This is a genomic window from Vibrio sp. 10N.247.311.12, assembly GCF_041467515.1.
Lineage (GTDB): Bacteria > Pseudomonadota > Gammaproteobacteria > Enterobacterales > Vibrionaceae > Vibrio > Vibrio crassostreae_C.
Map to the genome: position 1 here is coordinate 1 of NZ_JBFSUV010000041.1, position 23,477 is coordinate 23,477.

Here is a 23,477-nt window from a genome sequence, read left to right on the forward strand (position 1 = left end):
AAATGGGTGATCGGATAATCCCGAAATGACTGATCGGAATGCTCCGAAATATGCAATGATCGCTGTACAGCTGATTGCAATTAAAGTTTTTTTCATCTTTGCCTCTGATAAATATAGGAATCAATTAGTTATGCCATTTTATATGAATTCAGTTGCTTTCGCACCATAAACCAATTCTTCCCATTAGCGCTCAACAATTACTTTGTTATACCTGTAGTTATTCATTAAATACTAATTTAGAAAAGTCACTGACACGGAATTGTCCAGAAACGTTTTTAAAATTGATCAAACTCTATTGTCCTCCGACAACAATGGCTAGATATAGAGCGAGCATAGGGTCAGATAGAGTTTAAAAGTAGGTAGTGGTTAGGGGGGAGTTGGTGATCTTAATTACACATCCCTGTGTAACGTATTTTGAATGTCAGCTGGCTTTAAAGAGCTTCATAAATTGACTAAAGCGTGGAATCAGGTTTTGCACAGTCGGCGCATCTGGAATCTCATTTACAAAAATCATAAAGCGCTGTGCTTTACTTTTATCACCTTGAGCAGTCCCTGCTAGTATTGCTTGAGCTAAAATTACATGCTCAGCGGTAACGTCCTTATTCGAAAATTCGTGAATCAACATAGAAAATCCTAATAAGTATAAATACGGATATAATAATACAATATATTGATGTTTATATCGATAGCTTATGGCATTCATCAATGTCAGATTTGTGTAAAAACAATACTGGACAGTGAGCTTAGTGACTTTCCATACTTATGCTAATTCGTGATTTGCTAATACTTGGTTCTTCGAAACTCATTTATGTCCAGAAGCTTCGTAGGATGAATTTTTACCTTTGGCACTTCCTATCTCGAAAGTTCCTTAAACGTTTCATTAGGTATGGCACGAGTAATACAACTAGCTAATGTGAAAAACAGGCACATTACTCACCAAACAGCGATAAAAAAAATTCGTTTCCAACTTTTGAAATAGACCCAGTAAAGCGCAGTGTTATTTTTTGTTATTGTGGATCTACATGCCCAGAACAAGTATAGGACTGACCATCAACACCACGAATTGCGATCTGGTAGTTCAGCGCCAATCCATTACCAACGATGTCTGACAGGCCCTCAGTTTCTGGATTGTTCATACGATCGTGGTACATCTGACAAACGTGTTCTTCACCATGCCATTTTGATTGCACCTCTTCGATTCCATCAGCCTCGATGTCTACGCGAGCAACTCCATTTGTGCGCTTTGCTGCTTTGCTGCTTTGGTCGTGATGATCGTCGTCGTCATTGATGTATAACGGATACCATCGATTTTCGAACTGGCTTCGGTAAGTTGGTCGTGGTCTGCGTGTGTGATAATTGGGTCAGACACGAAGGCGTTCGCAGCCTTTACCTTTAAGCTGGTACAGCCAGTAATTGTCATCAGTGCAAGTGTGATAGCTGTTACACCAATGGTTTTGATTGAGGTCATTTCATTGTCCTGTTAGTCATTCTGTCTGGGATTTACTATAAACAATAAAACACTGTATTATTATTTCAAACTATGAATGGTAACTTACCGATAATGGAAAGCCGCGACTAGGATTGGTTACTTGTTTAAGACTGCTCTAAGTCTAACTTTTCACGTGGTTGGTCGTGAATGTCCTTGGGGGTTCGTGCCATAAAGAGCTATGTTAGATCTGGCTTATCCATAAGCTTTGTTAATTTAGAAAAAGCGCAACTCAATTTTATCCAAATCCAGTTCAACACGACCCAAAAACAAAAAGGGATTGGTATCTCTACCAATCCCTTCACTACTCATTTATAAAGTAACGGCTCTTATTCTCTACAAACTCTCAATGGCTTTCTGTACCGCAGGGCCAATCTGACGCTTGCGAGAAGTTACACCTTCTAGCGTCAACATGTCGCTTGTTGGTTCAGCGTTGAAAGCCGATTTAATCACTTGATAGTCGCTTTCATCCACCCACAATAAGTTAGCTTCTTTGTTCTTAGTGTCTGTGATAGAGAAGAAAAGATGATCTAAGCCGTTCTCTTCTTTGTAAGTCTTCATTGCTGCTAGAAGCTCATCTTTACGGTCAATCAGTTGTTGAGCCGTTAGCGTTTCAGCAACGCCGATACCTACCTGTTTGCCACCGTATTTAAAGTTTTTGTAATCCAGCGTCAAAATGGTTTCAGAAGAAAGATGACTGAGATCCGACTTAGCAATCAGCATCTGTTGGCCGAAATCTTCGATATCTGAAATACCTGCAACTTTTGCAAGTTTCTCTGCGTACTCACGATCATGCTCAGTTGTGGTTGATGATTGAAATACCACAGTATCAGAAAGGATTGCGCCTAAACCGACACAAGCAAGGTGCTTAGGTAGGGTCACATCCAACTTTTCAGCGTTGTCAGCAAGAATAGTGGCAGCCGATCCCCAGCCTCGAATATCCATCTCGACAATTTGTGGTGTATTAATCGGTGAGCCACCAATTGCATGATGATCAACCACAGCAACAATAGATGCTTGGTCGATAGTTGGCGCTAGCTGAGTGACTTGGTTGAAATCCACCAGCCCTACTCGGTATGAAGAGTAATCTGTCTCTACGCGTGGTGATTCAGCATTGCAGTAATTCAAGATGAAGGTGGATTCTGGATTAATCGGCTCTGGTACTGTCGCTGTACCGCCATAGATATGAGCCGCGAGCATCGCAGACATTACCGTGTCGCTGTCTGGGCTTAGGTGCCCTGTCCATACGAGATCTTCACTGTTTTCATTGGCAGATTGTTGAAGACTGAAAGCATAGCTTGCTGAGCTAAAAGACATAATTAGGGCTGCAACGACAGGGGTTAGCTTCACGGGTATTTCCTTATTTGAATTCGATATAGAAGCCCATAAGCTAAACACCAAAAATTTCAGAACCGTGTCACCAATATTTCAGTTTTACTTCAGTAAGTAACTAAATGTAATTGCCCTTAGGCTTTCACTGTTAATCACACCAAAGCTCAACTTGGATTAGGTTAGCTTTTCATTATTTCACAATGAATTTCAATGAACCCTAATGATAAGAAAGCTAAGACACTGATTTATTGACCACATAACATCATCAACCCACATACTGAAAATAAGATAATCTTATTAAAAATGGATTATCGAAAGGCACAAAAAAGGCTGCAAAAGCAGCCTTATCGAGTAAGCATAAATATGCTATTCAATCATCGAGATCGAGGTTTTTTTCCTCCCCTTCCCGTTGCTGGTAAGGGATCGTAGATGTCAACCAAGGGAAGGTTATGAGGGGATTCTAGTGCTTGTATCGAAAGGTGTCACTGTCATCAATGATCTCAATTTTGACTTTTACTACGCCTTTCTTAACGTCACCAATTTGAGAAAATGCTTTGTGGGAAAGGTCAATCACTCGGCCTTTTACATAAGGGCCTCGATCATTAATTTTCACATCAACAGACTTGTTATTAGTTGTATTGGTCACCCTCACGATAGTGCCGAATGGCAAGGTTTTATGAGCCGCAGTATTCGCATTCATATTATACGTCTCACCGCTTGCTGTGAGCCTTCCATGGAACTTATCGCCATACCAAGAAGCCACTCCCACAAGCGCATGTGAATTGGCATAGCCCTTTGTTTTTGAAGTATCGACGGCCGCATGTGACGAGCATCCGGCAAGCAAAGTAATAAGAAAAGCGGCAAAGATAAGGTTTAGTTTTTTCATGCTATTTCAGTAGATCTTCTTCATGTAATGTTTATCTATTTTCATTGTAGTGCGGTTCAGCAGTATTGAACTGAGTATTGTGAGTTCTCAGCGAGGGCTATCACCAGTGTGATTGCGCAATGTTTTCATGAAGCACGCTCGCTTCAGTCATATTCATGAAAGGTTTTATCTTCAAAACGTCAACTTTAACAACGTCTTAAATCTGTATGTTTCTTAATCACTTCATGTAGATAAGTCACTCAGCCAAACATCCAAATACAAAAAAGGATTGGTATCTCTACCAATCCTCTCTATGGGATGTTTCGTTTTTCTGACTATGGTAGGTAGATAACGCAATTGTCCGTAATCAGTCACCTACGCTTCTTCTCGGCTGTATAAGTTACGCTTTACTGGTTTGTACCGAACTTGCCACAGGCTTAGCTTTAGTTTCAGGCACCAAAGACATCAACCCGGTAATCACAAGCGCGGCAATACCAGACATGGTTACAGGTGAGCCAAATATGCTTTGCACTAGCTTGGGCGCTTCTTTCAATAAATCCGGCACTAGCATCACCCCAAGCCCTAAGCCTAGTGAGATGGCAATCGTCATAATTCTGCGGCGATCCAGTTTTTCATTGGCGATGATTTTGATGCCCGCCGCAGCAACCGTACCGAACATCACTAATGTCGCCCCGCCCAATACTGGCTTTGGAATCGTCATTAAAACCGCACCTAAGATGGGAAATAACCCTAACAGAAAAAGAATCGCGGCAATGAAGTAGCCGATGTAGCGACTCGCGATCCCCGTAAAATGGATCACACCGTTGTTCTGGCTGAAAGTCGTGTTCGGAAAAGTATTGAATACCGCTGCGATGAGCGAGTTCACACCGTCACCCAGCACGCCAGCCTTGAGTCGATTGATGTATTTTGGCCCCTTAAACTGGCTGCCCTGAGAACATACTGTTGGCGGTAAGGTCACCCGTGGTTTCAATAACGGTAATCAAGTAAATAAAAGCGATAGGCAGGAAGGCTTGCCAATCAAAAGCGAAGCCATATTTAAATGGAACTGGAATGCTCAATAACGGTTGAGATGCAAAAGAAACCATGGGTGCTTTGCCCATCAGAATAGCAACGCCCCACCCTACAACCAATCCGACTAAAATCGACGACAGCCTTACCATGGTGTTGTTGCTTAGGTTAAGTGCCACTATGGTTCCGAGCACAATCGCACCCAACATCAGGTTGCTTCCAGAACCAAAATCTTCTGCACCAACACCACCAGCGATATCAGTGACGCCAACTTTAATCAAAGAGACACCAATCGTCGTGATAACGATGCCGGTCACAACGGGCGTGATCACTACTTTGAGTTTTTCGATAAAGCGCGATAGGACGATTTCGACAAATGCACCAAAGAAGCAGACACCAAAAATGGTGGCGAGCATTTCATCCGGCCCACCGCCATTTGCTTTAACAAGAAAACCCGCACCTAACACAGAACCTAAGAACGCAAAGCTGGTCCCTTGGACACAGATCATCCCTGCGCCAACTGGCCCTATTTTTCTAGCTTGTATAAAAGTGCCAACCCCAGACACCATCAGTGCCATGCTGATCAAATAAGGGATGTGTTCACCCAACCCTAAAACACCGCCAATAATGAGCGTGGGTGTGATAATTCCAACAAAGCTGGCTAATACATGCTGCAGCGCCGCGTAACTGGCTGCTTTGACTGATGGTCGATCGTCTAATCCGTAGATCAATTCACTGTTCTGTTCCATGTGACTTCCTTTATGTATTTTTTATTGTATACAATTTACATAAAGGCAATAGAGCAACATATATGCCAATGGTTTAACATCATATTTATCAATCAGTTAAGTTTTTGCTCAAGTTAATGCTGCACTAAAGAGCAACATTGTCGGTTTGTTTTAGTGCAACGAAGAGCACAAAGCACTCATTTGACTTGGTTTATCCGTAACCTTCCACTCAATATCGCAGGCACAAAAAAAAGATTGGTATCTCTACCAATCCTCTTTAGGGGGTGTTTCGGTTTTCTACCTTATGACAGGTAGATAACACTATTACTCGTAGTCAGTCGCGTAAGTGTCTTCGTATGTGTGCGAGTAGAATTCGAACAGGTTGCCAAACGGGTCTTCTAGGTAAACCATTTGTGCTTGTTTTAGTTCGTCTTCTGGGTGGTAACGCATGATGTCCATACGGACCTTACCGCCAAACTCTTCAACACGTTTAATCGCTGAATGAAACTGCTCTTTTGGAAGCTGTAGACAGAAGTGGAAGATACCTAGACGTGAGAAATCAACTTCGTGACGCTCTTGGCGCTCTTTCATTTCGAACAGCTCAACACCGATACCATCAGATGTTACTAGGTGTGCAATGTTGAAGCCTTTAAAGCCTTCACCGAACACAGCGATACACATACGGCCGATTGCTGATTCGCGCTCTTCCATTACTTTGGTGTTGTTCATTACGATTCTTAGACCCAGCGCTTTCGTGTAAAACTCAACTGCTTTGTCCATATCGCCAACCATGATGCCTACGTGATTCATTTTCATAACTTGCTCCAAATTCGTTTTAAATTCTGTGCTTTTCGAAGTCTAGCTTCGGTGTTTCGTTTCGATGGAGAGAGTATAGGTACATGCGTTAATTAACTGAAATTATCATAATTTATATTAATGATAATTTTTTGTTATTTACAGTTTGATATAACAACTCAACTCACGCAAAGAAACCATACCGAACCCTACCTACATAGACACATAGATACACACACCAATAGAGATAAGCCCAATGTAGAGAACAACCTAAAGAGCATAGCTACTTAAATTGGGAGTTGTTGATGTTTGATGGCTTTTGTTAATCGTTTTTGTTGATAGCTTTTACCGATAGTCTTTTCCTTTCGAAGATAGGATTCGCCTATTGAATCTATAGAAATGTCCGATTTCACTAATTTTCGGTGGCAATGCAATATATCTACATCGACGCGGGATAGCGTTAAACACTACAAATTAGAAAGAGAGTCAAATCATGATCAACACAGAAATCAAACCATTCAACGCAACAGCATTTAAAAACGGCGAATTCGTAGAAATCACTGAGCAAGACGTTAAAGGCAAGTGGGCTGTATTCTTCTTCTACCCAGCAGACTTCACATTTGTATGTCCAACTGAGCTAGTTGACCTACAAGACAAATACGCAGAGCTTCAATCTCGCGGCGTAGAAGTTTACTCAGTATCAACTGACACTCACTTCTCTCACAAAGCATGGCACGATACTTCTGACAAAATCGGCACTATCGAATACTTCATGGTAGGCGACCAAACAGGCAACATCACAAATAACTTCAACGTTATGCGTGAAGGTCAAGGCCTTGCAGACCGTGCAACGTTCCTAATCGACCCTGAAGGCGTTATCCAAGCAATGGAAATCACAGCTGAAGGCATCGGCCGTGACGCAGAAGACCTACTACGCAAGGTTAAAGCAGCACAATACGTAGCCGCTAACCCAGGTGAAGTTTGCCCAGCTAAATGGAAAGAAGGCGAAGAGACTCTAGCTCCATCTCTAGACCTAGTAGGCAAGATTTAATCTAAGCCTAGCTAACAAGAATAGCTAAACGGTTCTACAGGCGCGCTTCGGCCCCCCTCCTAAAGGGCAGTCGCGCGCCACCCTTTCAAACCATCAACACCACAATATTTGCCGACTTGCGCCCCTTTTTATTTTCCTTTTTCAGCAAGAAGGTATTGGTCAATACCAAGACACAGAATTTAAGAGCAGGCACGATTATGTTAGATCAAGCAATGAAGCAGCAGCTAAAAGCATACCTAGAAAACCTAAAAACCAATGTTCAGTTAGTGCTTAGCCTGGATGGCAGCGACACCGCGAACAAACTTCAAGATCTGGCGAATGACATCTCGTCTTTAACCGATAAAATTGAAGTGACTCGCGATGACAGCGCAAGCACTCGCAGCCCTATCATGCAGGTCGTGAACCAAGAGAAATGCACCGCGATCGGTTTTGCCGGTTTGCCAATGGGTCACGAATTTACGTCACTGGTTCTAGCACTGCTTCATAGTGGTGGTCACCCTATCAAGCTTGAAGCGGACGTAATCGAGCAAATTAAAGAACTCGGTCAAGAGCTTAATGTAGAGATTTTTATCTCGCTCTCATGCCAAAACTGTCCAGAAGTGGTTCAAGCCTTCAATATGATGTCGGCGATTAATCCTATGGTTAAGACAACGATGATCGACGGCGCAGCATTCCAAGATGAAGTGAAGTCTCGCGACATCATGGCAGTACCAAGTGTATTCGTTAATGGTGAGCTATTTGGTCAAGGCCGTATGTCACTGGCTGAAATCCTTAACAAGGTTGATTCAGGCGCAGCGGAAAAGAAAGCAGCAAACCTAAACCAACAAGCACCGTTTGATGTATTGGTTGTCGGCGGCGGCCCTGCAGGTTCTTCAGCGGCAATTTATGCTGCACGTAAAGGCATTCGTACTGGTGTGGTTGCTGACCGATTCGGCGGCCAAGTGATGGACACCATGGCGATTGAGAACTTTATCTCAGTAAAAGCGACAACTGGCCCTAAATTAGTGGCAAGCCTTGAAGAGCACGTAAAAGAGTACGGTGTTGAAGTGATGACTGAGCAGCGCGCTGCAAACATCATTGCAGCAGAAGACACTGAAGACGGCTACATCCACGTTGAGCTAGAGAGCGGCGCAACACTACGAGCTCGCACGGTTATCACAAGTACCGGTGCTCGCTGGCGTGAAATGAACGTTCCGGGTGAGCAAGAGTACCGCAATAAAGGCGTCGCTTACTGCCCACACTGTGACGGTCCTTTATTCAAAGGTAAGAAAACAGCGGTTATTGGTGGCGGTAACTCAGGTATTGAAGCGGCTATCGACCTAGCAGGTATCGTGGAACACGTAACTGTGCTTGAGTTTGCGAACACACTGCGCGCTGACCAAGTACTTATCGACAAAGCGAACGCAACGCCAAACATCGAAATCATCAAGATGGCACAAACAACGCAAGTGATTGGTGATGGCAACCGTGTAACCGGTCTGGAATACAAAGACCGCAACACCGATGAACTTAAACAGATTGAACTCGCAGGTATCTTTGTTCAAATCGGCCTGATGCCAAACAGCGAATGGTTGAAGGGTTCGAAAGTTGAGCTCTCACCACGCGGTGAAATTGAAATTAACGCTCATGGCGCAACATCTATGAAAGGTGTGTTCGCAGCGGGTGACGTGACAACCGTACCTTACAAACAGATCATCATTGCGATGGGTGAAGGTGCGAAAGCAAGCTTAGGTGCATTTGACCACCTAATTCGTAACTCAGCTCCAGTTAAAGAGGCAGAAACCGCTTAATCTTTACACTGAAAAGCTTAAAGCTTTTAACTCAAGTTCCTTAAATATTTGTTAACTTAATTCTTTACTGTTAACGACTTAGTCGACATTTAGACGCCACTCCTATGGATTTAGGAGTGGTTTTTTTCTTTGTGATTTACGCCGGTTGATAAAGCATAAAGGCAACCACCATCGCTAAGCTTCCGCCCAAGCAACGGTTCACAAACATCATCTGTTTTGGTGATTGCAGTAGCTTTTTAAGCATGGTGCCGCAATACGCCCACACCAACATGCACGGTACACCGGTAATCACCATACCCGCGATAATGGTCACGACTTGAATCAAGTAATCTGCATTCGGAGTGATGAACTGCGAAAACACGGTTAATGACGCTATCCAACCTTTAGGATTTAACACCTGCACCAACACACCCGACACAAAGCCTGAACGATTGTCGGTGGTGCTTTCTTCGATTTGCATATTCGCAATCGACCACGCCATGAACAGCAAATAAGCCGCACCCGCGTATTTCAAAATGCTGTATAGCTCTGGGTAAAGGGTAAATAGGCTCACCAAACCGACACTAGAACCCGCCAGTACGATGATGATGCCAACAGCGTTCCCAGAGATAAAAGGTAAAGTCGCAGCAAATCCATAACGACTTGAAATCCCAAGTAATGCGATATTGCCTGCCCCAGGGGTAATTGCAATTGATGTTGAAAATAGCAAGAACGCCAGCATTAATTGAGAGCTCATTTCCTCTCACTCCTAATAAGTAAAGTATTTATAGGGAGAGAGTTTACAGATTCGACTAGGAATTAAATTGCTATATAGGCTAATATTAATCCAAATTTGAGCAAGAATTTTCCAAAATAGCCATGAAACAGAAAGAATCCACCAAAGAAGTATTGGATGACACAGATATCGCCATCTTAGAGCATATCCAGCAAGACGGACGCATGAGCAACAGCAAGCTCGCAGAGAAAGTCAACCTCAGCGAAACCCCATGCTGGCGTCGTTGGAAACGCATGGAGGAAACTGGCTATATCGATGGTTACGCCGCTAAGCTGAATCGTAAGAAATTAGGCTTTCATGTGGCTGGTTTTACTCTTGTGACCTTGGGTAACCATGAAGTTGAAAACACAGAACCATTCGAAGAATTTGTCGCGGTAACCGATTGGATTCCTATGTGTCACTGCATTGCAGGCGGCGCCGATTACATGGTGCAAGTGTTGGCCAAAGATTTGGAAGAGTACTTTGAGCGTATTAGCTCGATCAGACGAGTCAAAGGCGTGAGTGCGATTCAGTCGAACATCTCAGTAAAAGAGTTGAAAAACAGCTATCGATTACCGCTTTCAGATTAGCTCCCTAAAACACATAAAACACATAAAACAAAAAGCCCAGCCGCGATAGATTTCTAAAGTCTAAGGCTCTGGGCTTAACGTTATTATTTACTGGGTTAACTGGCTTAGCTATTCACAAGGATGAGCTAGATGGATCAAGGCTAAACCACCGAGTGATGTTTCACGATATTTCTTGTTCATGTCTTTACCGGTTTGGTACATGGTTGCGATGACCTTATCGAGTGAGATCAAAGACTTGCTGTTTCGCTTCAATGCCATGCGAGATGCATTAATTGCCTTCATCGCACCCATCGCATTTCGCTCGATACACGGCACTTGAACCAAGCCGCCAATTGGGTCACAAGTCATACCCAATGAGTGTTCCATCGCGATTTCCGCCGCAATACAGATCTGCTCATTGCTGCCACCGCGTAGTGCCGTTAATCCCGCAGCCGCCATAGAGGATGATACGCCTACCTCACCTTGGCATCCTACTTCCGCACCAGAGATCGAAGCGTTAGTTTTGTACAGAATACCAATCGCGCCCGATACCGCTAAGAAATCTTTTAACTGCTTAGTATCCAACTCTTTAATGAAGCGATGGTAGTACATCAACACAGCAGGAATAACGCCCGCCGCACCATTGGTTGGTGATGTTACCACTTGGCCACCAGCCGCATTTTCTTCGCTAACCGCAAACGCAAACAAGTTAATCCAATCCATGATTTCCATTGGGTCGTTTTCAACCGCCGCATTCGCTTCTAACTTTTTCAGTAGGTTAGGCGCACGACGAGTTACGTTCAAACCACCATCAAGAATGCCTTCGGTTTCAAAGCCACGCTCCATACAACGACTCATCACTCGCCAGATTTGATCCGCTTTCTCTGAAATAATGTCAGCGCCTTCGAACTCCGCTTCATTTTTTAGAATCATACCACCGAGGCTCATCCCACTATTGTCAGCTTGTTGAAGCATTTCATCGGCGTTTTTGAACGGGAAAGGAACTTCTACCGCTTGGGTTTGAGTACCATTTTGCAGTTCATCAGCAGTTGCGATAAAACCGCCGCCAATCGAATAATAAGTTTCATCGACAATCACGTTGCCACTCTGGTCAAACGCAGTAATCATCATGCCATTTTCATGCAGAGGCAGATTGTCTTTGTGGAACAACATGTCGGTTTCGTAGTTGAAGGCAATGTGCTTGGTGCCCGCTAAATCCATCTCACCACTGTCTACGGCATGACGCATTGCTTGGTTTGCGCTGGTGATTTTGATGGTGTCTGGTTTATTGCCGAGTAGCCCCAATATTGTAGCTCTGTCGGTGTGGTGACCTATGCCAGTCAATGACAAAGAACCGTATAAATCCACCTGAATACGCGTCACTTCTGCGATTTTATCAGCGATTAATTGTGTGAAATGGAAACCCGCAATCATTGGGCCGTTGGTGTGAGAGCTCGATGGCCCAACACCAATTTTGTAGATATCAAAGATCGATAACATAGATATACCAGTAAAAAATCGGTCAATTAAGAAAGAGCGGCATAAAGCCAATCAGGGATAACAGTACAAGCAGCAATCGTCACAACAGCGAACACCAACAAGCCATAATGACTCGCGGTAGGCTTTGCAAACAAATGCTTTTGCTTTTCTATAAATTCATTTTGTTGCTCGGTTACCTCTCCCCAGAAGCGGCTCACAACAACACCTAACACTAAGAAAACCACAGTGCCAATCAAGGCAAACCAAGGCCAAGCTATTCCGCTGTATTTGGCGATGAATACGACGGCCACACTGCCAATACTGCCCGCAATTACGCCTTTCTCGTTTGCTTGTTTGAAGAACAAACCCAAGATGAAAGAGCCAAGGCGAATACCAACAAAAATAGAGGTTAAGCTCGCAATCGTTTTAAGCACTGATTCATTAGAAACAGCCAGTAACGCAGGCACAACAACCGACGCTGCAGCAACCAGGCTCATTTTTCTAGCCACTGATTCATAGTGCGCGTCAGAGGCTTGCTTACGGAAGAAGCGCTTATAAAAATCGAACGTTGCGACCGTCGCCATAGAGTTATAAGTGGAATCCAATGTCGACATTGCCGCTGCCGAAAGTGCTGAGATCACCAAACCAACAATGATTGGGTTGGTATGGTTAAACACAAAATCGAGAATCACTTCGTTGCTGTTTTCAAAACTGCTGTCTTGATAAAAGACACTTAACAGCACCCCCATCACAGCAAAGAACAGATAAACAAAAAATGCGCCGTAGCCACAAAGCAACATCGATTTTTGCGCTGTTTTAACACACTTAGTCGCCAATGTTCTTTGAATAATCAGTTGGTTAGTGCCATACACACTCAGGTGCAAGAAGCTCACAGCCACTACGCCGGCCCACAATGTGGTATCGACGCCTAAGTCAAAATCGAGATTGATGATATTCAAATGTTCAGGAGACAACATCTCGCCCGCATCGATTTTCATCAGCAATAAAACAAAGATCGCAATGCTGCCGATAATCAACACTGCTGACTGAAGCATGTCAGTCCAGATTACAGTCGAGATACCACCCGCATAGGTATACAACGCAGTAAATACGCTGATGTAGATGATCGCCTCAGAGATACTCACTGGCAGCACTTGCACTAAGATCAGGGCTACCGCATACAGAATAACCCCTGCCGAAATACACTGAACCACAATGAACACGATGGAATTGATCGTGCGAGCAACAACGCCAAAGCGGTACTCTAGGTATTCGTAAATCGAGGTTAGGCCGAGCTTGTAAAACACCGGAACAAAGAAAAGCACAGTGAAAAAGATCACTATTGGATAGTTCAAATGTACGCTCATCGCTTCCATGCCTGAGCTATAAACCCAGCCCGGCATGCCAACGAACGTCATTGCGCTGATGTAGGTTGCAAGAATCGACACACCTGCCGTAAACCAACCAAACTGTTTTCCACCAGTCGAAAAGTCGCCACCGACGCTATAGCGCCTATTAACTAAGTAGCTGATAAACAAAGTAGTTAGCACATAAAGAGCAATAACCACAAAACTTGAGTACGTAACCATTTTTAGATTCCGTTTATTGTATGTCGCAATTAATTCGCTGCCAATAGTACTCAAAAATGGATGTTTTCCCTCAAAAACCCACAATAAGTGTGACTATTATCACTAAGATAGACGATTAAACACTCAAACCACCCCACAAAGCACAAAAACCCAGTTAAATGAGATCAAGATCACTAAAATGCACAAAATGGGTACGCACTCATTTTAAAATTGACTTTGATCACGGATCTAATAACCACAAAAATTCTATTATCTCTCCCGAAATGAAGACGGTGTGATGAAGCTAAATAATCAACACACAATAATTAAAACCAAAACCACCCTATATAAAATAAAGGTTTATCGGTCATGACCATTAAAAAACACATGAGCGAAGTTCCTATGATTCAAAGGGTAGCCGCATATCTAGCAATTCTAGTAGGTTACTTTTTTTATTGTTATAACTTTGTAATTATTGACTACGTACGCCCATACATTGTGGAAGAATATGCTGGTATTAGCCTTTCTGATACCGCTCAGTTCTACACTTGGCAGTCGGTTGGTGCTCTGATTGGTGCTCTGAGCTGTGCATGGTTCGCAACCAAGTTCGGCAAGAAGTCCACACTAATAGCAATTACGGCATTAAACGGTGGTGCAACCATCATCAACATGATGTTTACCGACTACGCCACTTGGGCTGCAATGCGTTTCATCATTGGACTATCTTTAGGTGGTTACTTCACTGTAGCTGTATCTTTGATGATTGGCCTATTTACACCAACGGTTCGCGGTAAGTTGACTGCTTTTGCTTCTTCAATGTTCTCTGTTGCTTTAGTGGCAATGGGCGCTTACGCAGCCTTCATTACAAGTGTTGATGCACCTTGGCAGAGCCTAATGTGGGTAGGTGGTATTCCACCGCTTGTAGCAGCAGCGTTAATGATCTTTGTATTACCAAGCGACAAAACTGTGATCGCCTACGGTGAAGAAGATCAACAAACAACAACCAATACAGCTGGGGAAGTAACCGAAGCTAAAAAAGGTTCTTGGGGTGAGATGTTAAGCAAGCCTTACCGCAAAATTACGATTACTTGTTTACTTCTTTCTGGTCTTAACTTCTACGGATTCCAATTCTTCGGTGGCTTTGTAACTACCTACCTGAAAGATGTTCGTATGTTTGATGGTGCAACCATCGGTTTGATCTTCTCTATCTCAGCATTTGGTTCACTCTTCGGTGCTTGGTTCTGGGGATGGGCAGCCGATAAGTACGGTCGTAAGATCAACGCGTTCGGCTTCATCCTCGCAGGTATCATGGTTTCTATCTTCTTTGTCGCACCTGGCGACATGATGATTGGCGGCCTAAACATGCTGGCTCTTCTGGGTCTTATCTACAACTTCGGCCTGTCTGCTTCTGCAGTATGGGGCGGTTACTTCTCTGAATTGTTCCCAGCACGCTTGCGTAGCTATGGTGCAGCTTTATTCCATGGCGGTCGTATTATCGGCATGTGGGCACCAATGGTTCTTATCTTCATCCAAGAGCGTACCGACCTACAAACAGCAATGTGGGGCTCACCAATCGTATGGATTATCGCCGGCCTACTATGGCTAACACTGCCTGAAACTCTAAAAGGTGGCGTCTTCGATAAGAGCAAAAAAGCTGAAGCAGCAAAAGCTTAATTCGACACTCATACGCTGAAGTTCAAATACGAAAAGTTTAAAGCCGGCTGATAAATCAGCCGGTAACAAAATCCAAATCGAGTCCTGTTCCGAATGTTGACTCGACAACACAAAGAGAAATTATTATGTCTAAATATCAAGAAGCGAAACGCATTGTTCGTGAATACTTCGATGCAATGGAAAACGCAACTCACGAGAACGTTGCTGAAGTTTTAAAAGCACACACTTCTGAAGATTACTTGTGGCGCGGTGTTTACCCATTCCGTGAGCAAGAAGGCGCACAAGCAGCAGCTGACGTATTCTGGGCACCAATGATGAAGTCAATGACTCGCATGCAGCGTCGTCAAGACATCTTCATCGGTGGTAACAACGAAGTTAACCCAGATGAGATTTGGGTAATGAGCATGGGTCACTTCATGGGTCTATTCGACGCTGAATACCTAGGTATGCGCCCAACTGGCAAGATCATGAACGTTCGCTACGCAGAATTTAACTGTGTTGTTGATGGCAAAATCACTAAGACAGGCCTGTTTCTAGACCTACTAGGCATGATGGATCAAGCGGGTTGCTACCCACTTCCACCATCAACTGGTAAGCACTTCGTATACCCTGGCCCACGTAACCACGACGGTCTGCTATTCGAAGACGCAGCTCCAGAAGAAGGTGTTGCGACACTGGCTCTAGTAAACAAAATGGTTGATGACCTGTCTGCTCTTAACGACAGCGGCGCAATGGGTTGCCCACCAGAAGTACTCGCGAAGAGCTGGTCAAAAGACATGATTTGGTACGGCCCATGTGGTATCGGCGCGTCTTACACTATTCCTCGTTACCAACAACAGCACCAACTTCCTTTCCGTAATAACCTGAAAGACAAGAAGTTCAACGGCCACGTTTGTCGTTTCGCTGAAGGTAACTTCTCTTGTTTCTTCGGTTGGCCAAACCTATCAAACACACCAACAGGTGGCTTCCTAGGTATGACTGGCGGCGAAGTGCGTGCAAACATGCAAGTGGTTGACGTTTACTACCGCGACGGTGACAAACTGTCTGAGAACTGGGTTCTTATCGACCTTCCTTACTGGCTACAACAGCAAGGTCTAGATGTGTTCGAACGCACTTCAAGCATCATGAACCCAACGCTGTAATCGATACGCTTTAATCCAAAAGATTGAAACGAAATAGTGGCAACCTAAATAGACATCTGATTTAGGTTGCCACGCTTACTGGGGGACCCTTCTCGCTCCTAGTAAGTGCTCCAACCAATTCATTATTGCTCCACTAATAACTGAATCTACTAGTGCCTCATGGATGGGGTACACCCTGCCAAACCATTACCAATATAACGGGCTTGAAAGCACGGTGGCTTTCTACGGCCTGAATAAAGAGAATTACAATGAAAAAGTCGATTCTTTCAGCAGTGATCCTGACAGCACTTACCTCAGGTTCTGCTTTTGCTGCACACACTTTTACCAATGACGCGGGCGATAGCCTTACTTTAGACGGTCGTTTCGACGTTCGTTACCAAGATAAGGGCGGCGACCACAACGGTGAGTGGAACAGCGGTAGCTCTCGTTTCGGCCTTAAAGGTCAAATGGGGCTCGATAACGGCTGGACTGGCTTTGGCCATGCTGAATGGGGTTACAACTCAGGTGCTAACGGCGACAATATTTACGACCGACTTCTATACGCAGGCGTAGAGCACGACAAATACGGCAAGATCGCAGCAGGTACTAAGCAGTGGTCTACTTTTTATGACGTCGCATGGTACACCGACTTAGGTCGTGTCTTCGGTACTCGCGGCTCAGGTGTTTACAACCTTTCTGACTGGGGTATTGCATCTGGTACAGGTCGAGCAGAAAACTCCATTACTTACCGTAACTCAATCAACGACCAAGTAAGCTACGGCTTCACTTACCAAACGACACGTGAAGAAGTGGCACTAGCGAGTAATGCGACAGCTTCATTGAAAAACGGAATGGGTGCGTCAATCACTTACAAACCGGTTGATGGCGTAACACTAGGTGCAGCTTACCACCAAAATGAAATTGCAGACCTAGACTCAGGTGTGGTTGGCGTAGAAAATGGCGACAACATGCGCATCATGCTATTGGGTGCGAACTACAGCAACGGCGGCTTCTACGCAGGTGCCACTTTCCATGTTGGCGAAAACTGGGAAGCTGTAAGCCAAGGCGGTACGGATGTAATGTTCGATACCCTAGGTGGTGAAATCTACACGTACTACCACTTCGACAATGGCCTACGCCCTACGTTGAACTACAACTACATGGAAGATCGTGATGACCAAACAGATGGCTATGAGCGTAACCTGCTTATCCCTGGTGTTGAATACCACTTCCAGAAGAACAAATTCCTAGTTTGGACTGAATACCAATTCGACCTAGGTAAAGATCAGCTCGTTGGCAATAAATTCGAAAACAGAGATGACCAATTCGCTGCAGGTATTCGTTACTACTTCTAACGCCCAGTTAGTCGATTCATAAATTCTTTAAACAAAGCTCTGCTCTTACGCAGAGCTTTTTTGGGTCATACCCAGAATAATATTCAACACTCTCTATTAACCCTTATTTTTCATCCAATCATGGCATATTGTATTTTTGAGTACGTACCTAATTATGTTACTCTATGCACAATCAATTTGGTTCAAAAGTATGGTCTATGAGCTCTCCAAAACACTCCACGGCGTCAAAGCCAACCGTCACCTCTAAAGATGTCGCTAAACTTGCTGGCGTTTCTCAATCAACTGTATCTCGTGTATTTGTCCCGGGCAGTTCAGTGTCTGAAAAGACCAAGCAAAAAGTGTTCGATGCAGCAAAATCGTTGAACTATCGTCCCAATGCCTTTGCCCGCAGTCTGACGACAAATGAGTCCAAATTGATTGGCTTAGTTTTCCCAGATGCCGACTACCCTATCCACATGAAAACTCTGCAGCTTATCTCTACTGAGCTACAAAAGCAGGGTTACTCTGCGGTATTGATTCCTTGGCAAGTGGATGGAAACGACAACCACTCGATTCCTAATATCTTCCAATACCGAGTTGATGGCGTAATTGCTGCTTCGGCGACCTTTAATAAGTCGCTTTATGAAGAGTGTGAAGAGTTCAACATCCCCATTGTTCAGTATGCTCGTGTAGTTGAGGGGACTAAGAGTAGCCATGTAATAAGTGACAACTACGCCGCAGGCCAAGTCGCCGCTCAACATTTACATAGCGTAGGAACAAAGTCAGCGGTTTACCTGACAGGTAACGTGCCAACCTACACCAACGGCGAGCGTGAATCGGGCTTTTGCTCAGAATTCGAAGATCTAACAGGCAAGCAAGCTCGTGTTATTGAAGCTGACTATGACTACCTTGATGCTCTAGATACCATTCGGACTCTGTTTTCAGAACCCACACATCCTCAAGCGATTTTCTGTGCGACAGATAACCTCGCGATGGCAGTAATGGATGTGGCGCGCTTAGAATTTAACCTGCGTATTCCAGAAGATCTTCAAGTGATTGGTTTTGACGATATCCCACAGACTCAATGGTTGAACTACCAACTCACTACCTTCAAGCAAGATTTCAGACGCCTTGCACGTGAATCAGTGAAAATTGTCGTTAGCCAGATTCAAGAGCAAGACACAAGCTTAGTTAAGCTGATGGTGCCAGTGAAGTTCATTGAACGAAACACGACGCTAAAACAGAACCAACGTTAAGACGCTTTCAAACAAAAATCCCGCTCAGTGTGAGCGGGATTTTTTATGATATTTAACTAGTTACCTACACCACCGGTCTTCTCTGCCGGAGAGTCAGGCGTCACTGGAGGCCACTCTTGGAAGGTTGCTAGATGTTGTTGGACAGCCGCTTGTGCCGGGCCAAATGCCCACATTTTTTGTCCCATCCATTTTAGGTACATGCCCGACTCTTCCGCCGCTCGCTCGTATGGGTCACGACGTAAGTTAAACAGCAATGGTGCGTTTAGCTCTTCTTTAGGGCCACTCCAACCGTGGTTTTGCACGATGAAATGCGCCTTCCAATCACCAACACGAACCGCTTGCAGCTTGTCTCGTTCGTAGTAGTAGATCTCTTTACGGTTTGACTCGCCTTTCTCGGTCAGCATATCCACTTGGTTGTAACCATCAAGGTGCGCTTTAAAGCCATCGTGACCTTTCAGCAGTTTTTCTTTTAGATCCGTTGGACCACCAGCCGCAGCGACAAGAGTGGGTAACCAATCCATACCATCAAAGATGCCATTGCCTACAGTACCCGCTGGGATTTTACCCGGCCAGCTAACCAATGCAGGGGCTCTTACGCCACCTTCCCAAGTTGTGCCTTTCTCACCGTGATAAGGTGTCATACCGCCATCTGGCCAAGTCATGATCTCTGGGCCGTTATCGGCGGTGAAAATGATGATGGTGTTGTCAGCAATACCGAGTTCTTCCATCTTCGCCATCATCTCACCGACGTGATCATCAAGATCTTTCATGACCACTTCTTGGAGTCCCCAACCGTTTTGACCGAGCATCGCTTCGTATTCAGGTGACAGGTGCGTCCAAACGTGACCGCGTGATGGACAGTACCAAGTGAAAAATGGCTTATCCGCTTCAACCGCCCTTTCGATGAAGTTGATCGCGTGCTTATTTACTTCATCATCTAGTGTGCGCATACGCTCGATAGTTAGCGCGCCATCGTCTTCAATGGTTTGTCCGCCTTTGCCATCGGATTTCGCGTAAATCACATTGCGAGGCGCAAAAGCATCCAACGAACCGTCTTTTGGCCAGTCTGGATCTTCGGTGTATTCCATCGCATTCAGGTGATACAACCAGCCCCAATACTCATCGAAGCCGTGCATTGTCGGCAAGAATTCATCTCGATCACCAAGGTGGTTTTTACCAAACTGCCCCGTGACATAACCCATGGTTTTAAGAACCTCAGGAAGCGTTGGCGTGTCGGCACTTAAACCAACTGGGCCACCCGGTAACCCAACTGAGTGCATGCCTGTTCGAACAGGAAGTTGACCCGTTAAGAATGCGGAACGCCCCGCCGTACAAGAGGGTTGAGCGTAATAATCAGTCAGTAACATGCCCTTTTCAGCAATACTATCGATGTTTGGTGTTTCACTACTCATCACACCATTGTGATAAGCACTCAGGTTTGAGATCCCAATATCATCCGTGAAGATAACAAAAATATTCGGTTGCTCTTGTGCTGACCATGCCGATAGCGAAAAGCTACTCAACACACTCATCACAACAAGGTGGAAAATCCTTTTCATAGAATGTCCTTATACTGTTTCAGATTGCTCGTTATGAATCATTTTTAAACCGACTAAGCCAAAGCCCAGTTCCAAGATCAGATAGACGAAAAGTAGCCAATGCGGCATGCCATCCACCACCAAACTGATGACTCGTCCGGCAGCCAAACCCAACATGAATACCACCAAACTATAGAGCGCTGGCAGTCGATACTTTTTGAACAGTGCGCCAAACACCCAAAACAACGCCAGAGCCAAATAAAGCCCCATCACTGCACGAAAGATATGAGTCACATTAATGGGGCTAGCATCGATCCCAAAAAGGTAATCAAGAGAGACAACTGGCGCATAGCCATAAGACAGCGCAATAGGTGTTAGTCCCACAACAGCGACTAACAAGAAAATACTTTGTGGCTTCATACCCTTACTCTCAAAATTTGGCTCTTTAAAAAAAACATAGTCTACAATCAGGGATATACAAGTTGCATATAAGCAAAGTAAATCAAAGATCCACTCATTCACTAAGACGCAGTTTCACATCGAATATAGGGATATCAATATGGCTAAATGGCGTTACCTACTCGCATCAGCATTGGCTGCCAGTTCAACCGTAAATGCTCAGGAAGCAAACGAACAAGCGGATACAAAAAAGTGGCAACATAGCTTCGAAATTTACGCGCTCGCACTCAATATCCGCGGAGACAGTACCATTGGTGATTTGTCTGCTGATGTCGATGTGGATCCTGCATTCATCATGGATCATCTTGATATGACCGCAATGGTGCGTTTAGAGGGTATCTATGACAATCAGTGGGGCTATTACATTGACTACAGCTTCATGAAGTTAAGCGGAAAAACGAACTCAGTTTTAGGTAGCAACCTAGAGGTATTGAAAGGCAATCTTGATATCCGACAAGGTGTTTTAGATGTGAAGGGGTTTAAGCGCTACCAATACGACTTTGGCTCGATTGATTATCTGTTTGGGCTTCGTTGGTGGGATAACGACATTGATGCCAAGCTTTACGGTTCAGGTGGTAAGCTAAGTACAGACCGATCACTCGATGAAGATTGGGTTGACTACCAAATAGGTGTGAGATGGATAACGCAGATCAATAAGGATTGGAAATTTCACGCAGCTATTGATGCGGGGCTTGGCAGTGACACCAACTTTACTTCATCTCTGCTAACTGGCGTGCGATACCACATAAACAGTTGGTCTGACTTAAATGTTGCCTACAAATCGACCTGGGTTGATTACGAAAACAAGGGCACCTTTGAATACGATACCGCATCGCAAGGGTTCCTGATTGGTTGGGCTGCTCATTTCTAGTCAAACAATAAGAGGTAAGCCTGATATCGTTAGGCTTACCTGACAATGTCAATCTTTCAAGAGTTAATGCCGGTTTTAACTAACGAACAAGCAAAACTACCCATCAACGACCTAGTTATTCACAGTGTTTGGAACTACGCACTCTTTCTTCATGATAGTTAAGCCGGCCTCGAGAGTTTCTGTCCAAGCTTGTTCGACGCTTTCATCGTAGTGAGGGTCATATTTTTTAACTGTATTGAGTAACGAATTGAACCACTCGTTGAGCTCAATCTCGGAAATATCCAGCCCTAGGTCTTTATGCCTTTTACCCAATTTCTTTACTGAGTTACGCACGCTTGGTAGACCAGCAGAGTTATAGATAAGAATGATCGAGGCTTTAAGCATCTTGGTTTGTTGCTCTAACCCTATATTTTCAAAACGTTCTGAAAACCTTGGGTTATGCTCGCAAAAATCAGCCAAAAACGTTTCGAGAAATTCTTGGTCAATCCGGCAGCGCTCAAAACTTTCATAAAACAGTTCGTTCGGTTTCATCTAGCCAGTCCTTTGCAAAATTTTGAGTTATCGGGAAGCTAACAAGTCCAGAGCCGCAACTTAGCCAACTCCGAACCATCAATATGATCTAAGTATACGCCACTGTGGCATAAAATGAACGATGGCATAACGTAAACTACGGCATAAAGTGCGTTGCACAAATCTTGTTTCCATCAGGATCTCGCAAATAAGCCATGTACAAGCGACGCTCGTCAGAACCTCTCGCTCCGGGGCCATTTTCAATGCTGGTACCGCCATTTTCGACGCCAACTCGATGCCACTCATCTACAACTTCAGGAGAAGACGCAAGAAAACCCACCGTCATACCGTTGCCGTGAGTCGCAGGCTGACCATCAATCGGCTTCGTTAAGCCCAACACACCCGTTTGGCTAACGTAAACACAGCGCCCTTTGGGATCAACAGAGCCTTCGCTATAACCAAGCACTTTCATGATTGGGTCATAAAAAGCCTTCGCGCGTTCAATATCATCGGTACCGAGAAAAACATGGCTGAACATAACTAACCTCTTCTTTTATTGAAAGAACCATCTAAACTAGACCTATAATTCGTGTTTGTCTAGGCACGCTATTCGGTCACAACTGTTGCTTAACCCATTGAGCAAACACCTGAAACTTAGTTCGCTGTTCCATGCCTTTCGGGAACTCAGTTAGTCTGTTCAACAATTCGTTGTGCGCCCTGCCCTTGGTCATGCAAGATATCATCAGGATTTAGCAAGTTGCACTTTTGCATACTCAAGCATCCGCAACCGATACAGCCGGTTAAGTTCTCTTGTAGCGATTTAATCTGCGCCATTTTACTGTCGAGTTGCCCCTGCCACTTCTTAGCAACGCGCTCCCAATCTCGCTTAGTCGCGGTATGGTTCATCGGCAGTGTCGATAATTCTTTGGTGATCTCTTCCAGCGTGAAGCCTATCGACTGCGCGACTTGGATCAACGCAATTCGTCTCAACATCGCCGACTGATAACGGCGCTGATTTCCGTTAGTACGAATCGAAGCAATCAACCCCTTGGTTTCGTAAAAACGTAACGCCGAAGGAGCCACGCCACTGCGCTCAGCCAACTGGCCTATGGTGAGGTATACGATGTTTCTCATTACGACACTATCCTTGAGATCATAAATATTTAAAGCTTACTTTAACTTTATAGTAGCGACCTATTGTTACCTTAACCAATTAATGTCCTTAAACTTTGACAACGGGCGCAATGAAAAGCAATCGTGAACATGGC

Annotated in this window: 22 protein-coding genes and 1 pseudogene; 8 read left to right on the forward strand and 15 right to left on the reverse strand. The window is 44.5% G+C overall.

Annotated features, from left to right (window positions below; all coding sequences use genetic code 11):
• Positions 1 to 421 precede the first annotated feature (421 nt).
• From AB6E30_RS17040 to AB6E30_RS17070, 7 genes and pseudogenes are all read right to left on the reverse strand, one after another.
• Positions 422 to 625, reverse strand: a complete 204-nt coding sequence (locus AB6E30_RS17040; protein WP_102420170.1) for a pyrophosphatase — start codon at positions 623 to 625, stop codon at positions 422 to 424.
• 382 nt (positions 626 to 1,007) lie between these two features.
• The gene (locus tag AB6E30_RS17045; protein WP_017065682.1) at positions 1,008 to 1,190 is read right to left on the reverse strand and encodes a hypothetical protein; all 183 of its coding nucleotides are present in this window, start codon (positions 1,188 to 1,190) and stop codon (positions 1,008 to 1,010) included.
• A 26-nt stretch (positions 1,191 to 1,216) separates the two neighbouring features.
• Entirely contained in the window at positions 1,217 to 1,468 is a 252-nt protein-coding gene (locus AB6E30_RS17050; RefSeq protein ID WP_240700385.1) for a hypothetical protein, read from the reverse strand.
• 354 nt (positions 1,469 to 1,822) lie between these two features.
• Positions 1,823 to 2,836 (reverse strand): manganese-dependent inorganic pyrophosphatase, encoded by a 1,014-nt coding sequence (locus tag AB6E30_RS17055; RefSeq protein WP_372104547.1) that lies wholly within the window; start codon positions 2,834 to 2,836, stop codon positions 1,823 to 1,825.
• Between the two features lie 442 nt (positions 2,837 to 3,278).
• A complete protein-coding gene (locus tag AB6E30_RS17060) occupies positions 3,279 to 3,704 on the reverse strand; it encodes a septal ring lytic transglycosylase RlpA family protein (RefSeq protein ID WP_372104550.1) in 426 nt (141 codons plus the stop codon).
• Positions 3,705 to 4,083: 379 nt separating this feature from the next.
• Positions 4,084 to 5,461: pseudogene (locus AB6E30_RS17065) on the reverse strand (uracil-xanthine permease family protein).
• Between the two features lie 303 nt (positions 5,462 to 5,764).
• Positions 5,765 to 6,256, reverse strand: coding sequence for a VOC family protein (locus AB6E30_RS17070; RefSeq protein ID WP_029224669.1), 492 nt, complete (start codon positions 6,254 to 6,256; stop codon positions 5,765 to 5,767).
• Positions 6,257 to 6,728: 472 nt separating this feature from the next.
• Here AB6E30_RS17070 and ahpC point away from each other — a divergent pair, with 472 nt between their 5' ends.
• Positions 6,729 to 7,286, forward strand: coding sequence for an alkyl hydroperoxide reductase subunit C (gene ahpC, locus AB6E30_RS17075; RefSeq protein WP_016798107.1), 558 nt, complete (start codon positions 6,729 to 6,731; stop codon positions 7,284 to 7,286).
• A 197-nt stretch (positions 7,287 to 7,483) separates the two neighbouring features.
• Positions 7,484 to 9,076, forward strand: a complete 1,593-nt coding sequence (gene ahpF / locus AB6E30_RS17080) for an alkyl hydroperoxide reductase subunit F (protein ID WP_137001291.1) — start codon at positions 7,484 to 7,486, stop codon at positions 9,074 to 9,076.
• A gap of 136 nt (positions 9,077 to 9,212) precedes the next feature.
• On the opposite strand, the gene AB6E30_RS17085 is transcribed toward ahpF, so the two are convergent.
• Positions 9,213 to 9,812, reverse strand: a complete 600-nt coding sequence (locus AB6E30_RS17085) for a LysE family translocator (protein WP_017071831.1) — start codon at positions 9,810 to 9,812, stop codon at positions 9,213 to 9,215.
• A 122-nt stretch (positions 9,813 to 9,934) separates the two neighbouring features.
• Between AB6E30_RS17085 and AB6E30_RS17090 the strand changes: the two genes are divergently transcribed.
• Entirely contained in the window at positions 9,935 to 10,420 is a 486-nt protein-coding gene (locus tag AB6E30_RS17090; RefSeq protein ID WP_017065258.1) for an Lrp/AsnC family transcriptional regulator, read from the forward strand.
• A gap of 108 nt (positions 10,421 to 10,528) precedes the next feature.
• Here the strand turns inward: AB6E30_RS17090 and AB6E30_RS17095 are convergent, their stop codons facing one another.
• Positions 10,529 to 11,899 carry an L-serine ammonia-lyase gene (locus AB6E30_RS17095; protein ID WP_017065257.1) on the reverse strand — a complete coding sequence of 457 codons (1,371 nt, stop codon included), beginning with the start codon at positions 11,897 to 11,899 and terminating at the stop codon, positions 10,529 to 10,531.
• Positions 11,900 to 11,925: 26 nt separating this feature from the next.
• Positions 11,926 to 13,467 carry a sodium:solute symporter family transporter gene (locus AB6E30_RS17100; protein ID WP_372104553.1) on the reverse strand — a complete coding sequence of 514 codons (1,542 nt, stop codon included), beginning with the start codon at positions 13,465 to 13,467 and terminating at the stop codon, positions 11,926 to 11,928.
• 348 nt (positions 13,468 to 13,815) lie between these two features.
• Between AB6E30_RS17100 and AB6E30_RS17105 the strand changes: the two genes are divergently transcribed.
• The 4 genes from AB6E30_RS17105 (at position 13,816) to AB6E30_RS17120 (ending at position 18,831) form a co-directional block, all read left to right on the forward strand.
• Positions 13,816 to 15,120, forward strand: coding sequence for an MFS transporter (locus AB6E30_RS17105; protein ID WP_017065255.1), 1,305 nt, complete (start codon positions 13,816 to 13,818; stop codon positions 15,118 to 15,120).
• Positions 15,121 to 15,245: 125 nt separating this feature from the next.
• Positions 15,246 to 16,262 carry a nuclear transport factor 2 family protein gene (locus tag AB6E30_RS17110; protein WP_017065254.1) on the forward strand — a complete coding sequence of 339 codons (1,017 nt, stop codon included), beginning with the start codon at positions 15,246 to 15,248 and terminating at the stop codon, positions 16,260 to 16,262.
• 248 nt (positions 16,263 to 16,510) lie between these two features.
• On the forward strand, positions 16,511 to 17,596 hold the full coding sequence (locus tag AB6E30_RS17115; protein WP_017065839.1) for a porin: 1,086 nt from the start codon (positions 16,511 to 16,513) through the stop codon (positions 17,594 to 17,596).
• Between the two features lie 197 nt (positions 17,597 to 17,793).
• Positions 17,794 to 18,831: a LacI family DNA-binding transcriptional regulator gene (locus AB6E30_RS17120; RefSeq protein WP_017065252.1), complete on the forward strand. Its 1,038-nt coding sequence runs from the start codon at positions 17,794 to 17,796 to the stop codon at positions 18,829 to 18,831.
• 56 nt (positions 18,832 to 18,887) lie between these two features.
• Here the strand turns inward: AB6E30_RS17120 and AB6E30_RS17125 are convergent, their stop codons facing one another.
• Both AB6E30_RS17125 and AB6E30_RS17130 read right to left on the reverse strand, forming a co-directional pair.
• Positions 18,888 to 20,390, reverse strand: a complete 1,503-nt coding sequence (locus AB6E30_RS17125; protein WP_372104556.1) for an arylsulfatase — start codon at positions 20,388 to 20,390, stop codon at positions 18,888 to 18,890.
• A 9-nt stretch (positions 20,391 to 20,399) separates the two neighbouring features.
• Positions 20,400 to 20,789: a DUF4345 domain-containing protein gene (locus tag AB6E30_RS17130; RefSeq protein WP_017631181.1), complete on the reverse strand. Its 390-nt coding sequence runs from the start codon at positions 20,787 to 20,789 to the stop codon at positions 20,400 to 20,402.
• A 139-nt stretch (positions 20,790 to 20,928) separates the two neighbouring features.
• On the opposite strand from AB6E30_RS17130, the gene AB6E30_RS17135 reads away from it, so the two are divergent.
• The gene (locus AB6E30_RS17135; protein WP_372104558.1) at positions 20,929 to 21,699 is read left to right on the forward strand and encodes a hypothetical protein; all 771 of its coding nucleotides are present in this window, start codon (positions 20,929 to 20,931) and stop codon (positions 21,697 to 21,699) included.
• A 111-nt stretch (positions 21,700 to 21,810) separates the two neighbouring features.
• Here the strand turns inward: AB6E30_RS17135 and AB6E30_RS17140 are convergent, their stop codons facing one another.
• From AB6E30_RS17140 to soxR, 3 genes are all read right to left on the reverse strand, one after another.
• Positions 21,811 to 22,230 (reverse strand): globin, encoded by a 420-nt coding sequence (locus AB6E30_RS17140; protein ID WP_017071826.1) that lies wholly within the window; start codon positions 22,228 to 22,230, stop codon positions 21,811 to 21,813.
• Positions 22,231 to 22,366: 136 nt separating this feature from the next.
• Entirely contained in the window at positions 22,367 to 22,747 is a 381-nt protein-coding gene (locus AB6E30_RS17145; protein ID WP_017062185.1) for a VOC family protein, read from the reverse strand.
• Between the two features lie 146 nt (positions 22,748 to 22,893).
• Positions 22,894 to 23,343 carry a redox-sensitive transcriptional activator SoxR gene (soxR, locus tag AB6E30_RS17150; RefSeq protein WP_136982849.1) on the reverse strand — a complete coding sequence of 150 codons (450 nt, stop codon included), beginning with the start codon at positions 23,341 to 23,343 and terminating at the stop codon, positions 22,894 to 22,896.
• Between the last annotated feature and the right edge of the window lie 134 nt (positions 23,344 to 23,477).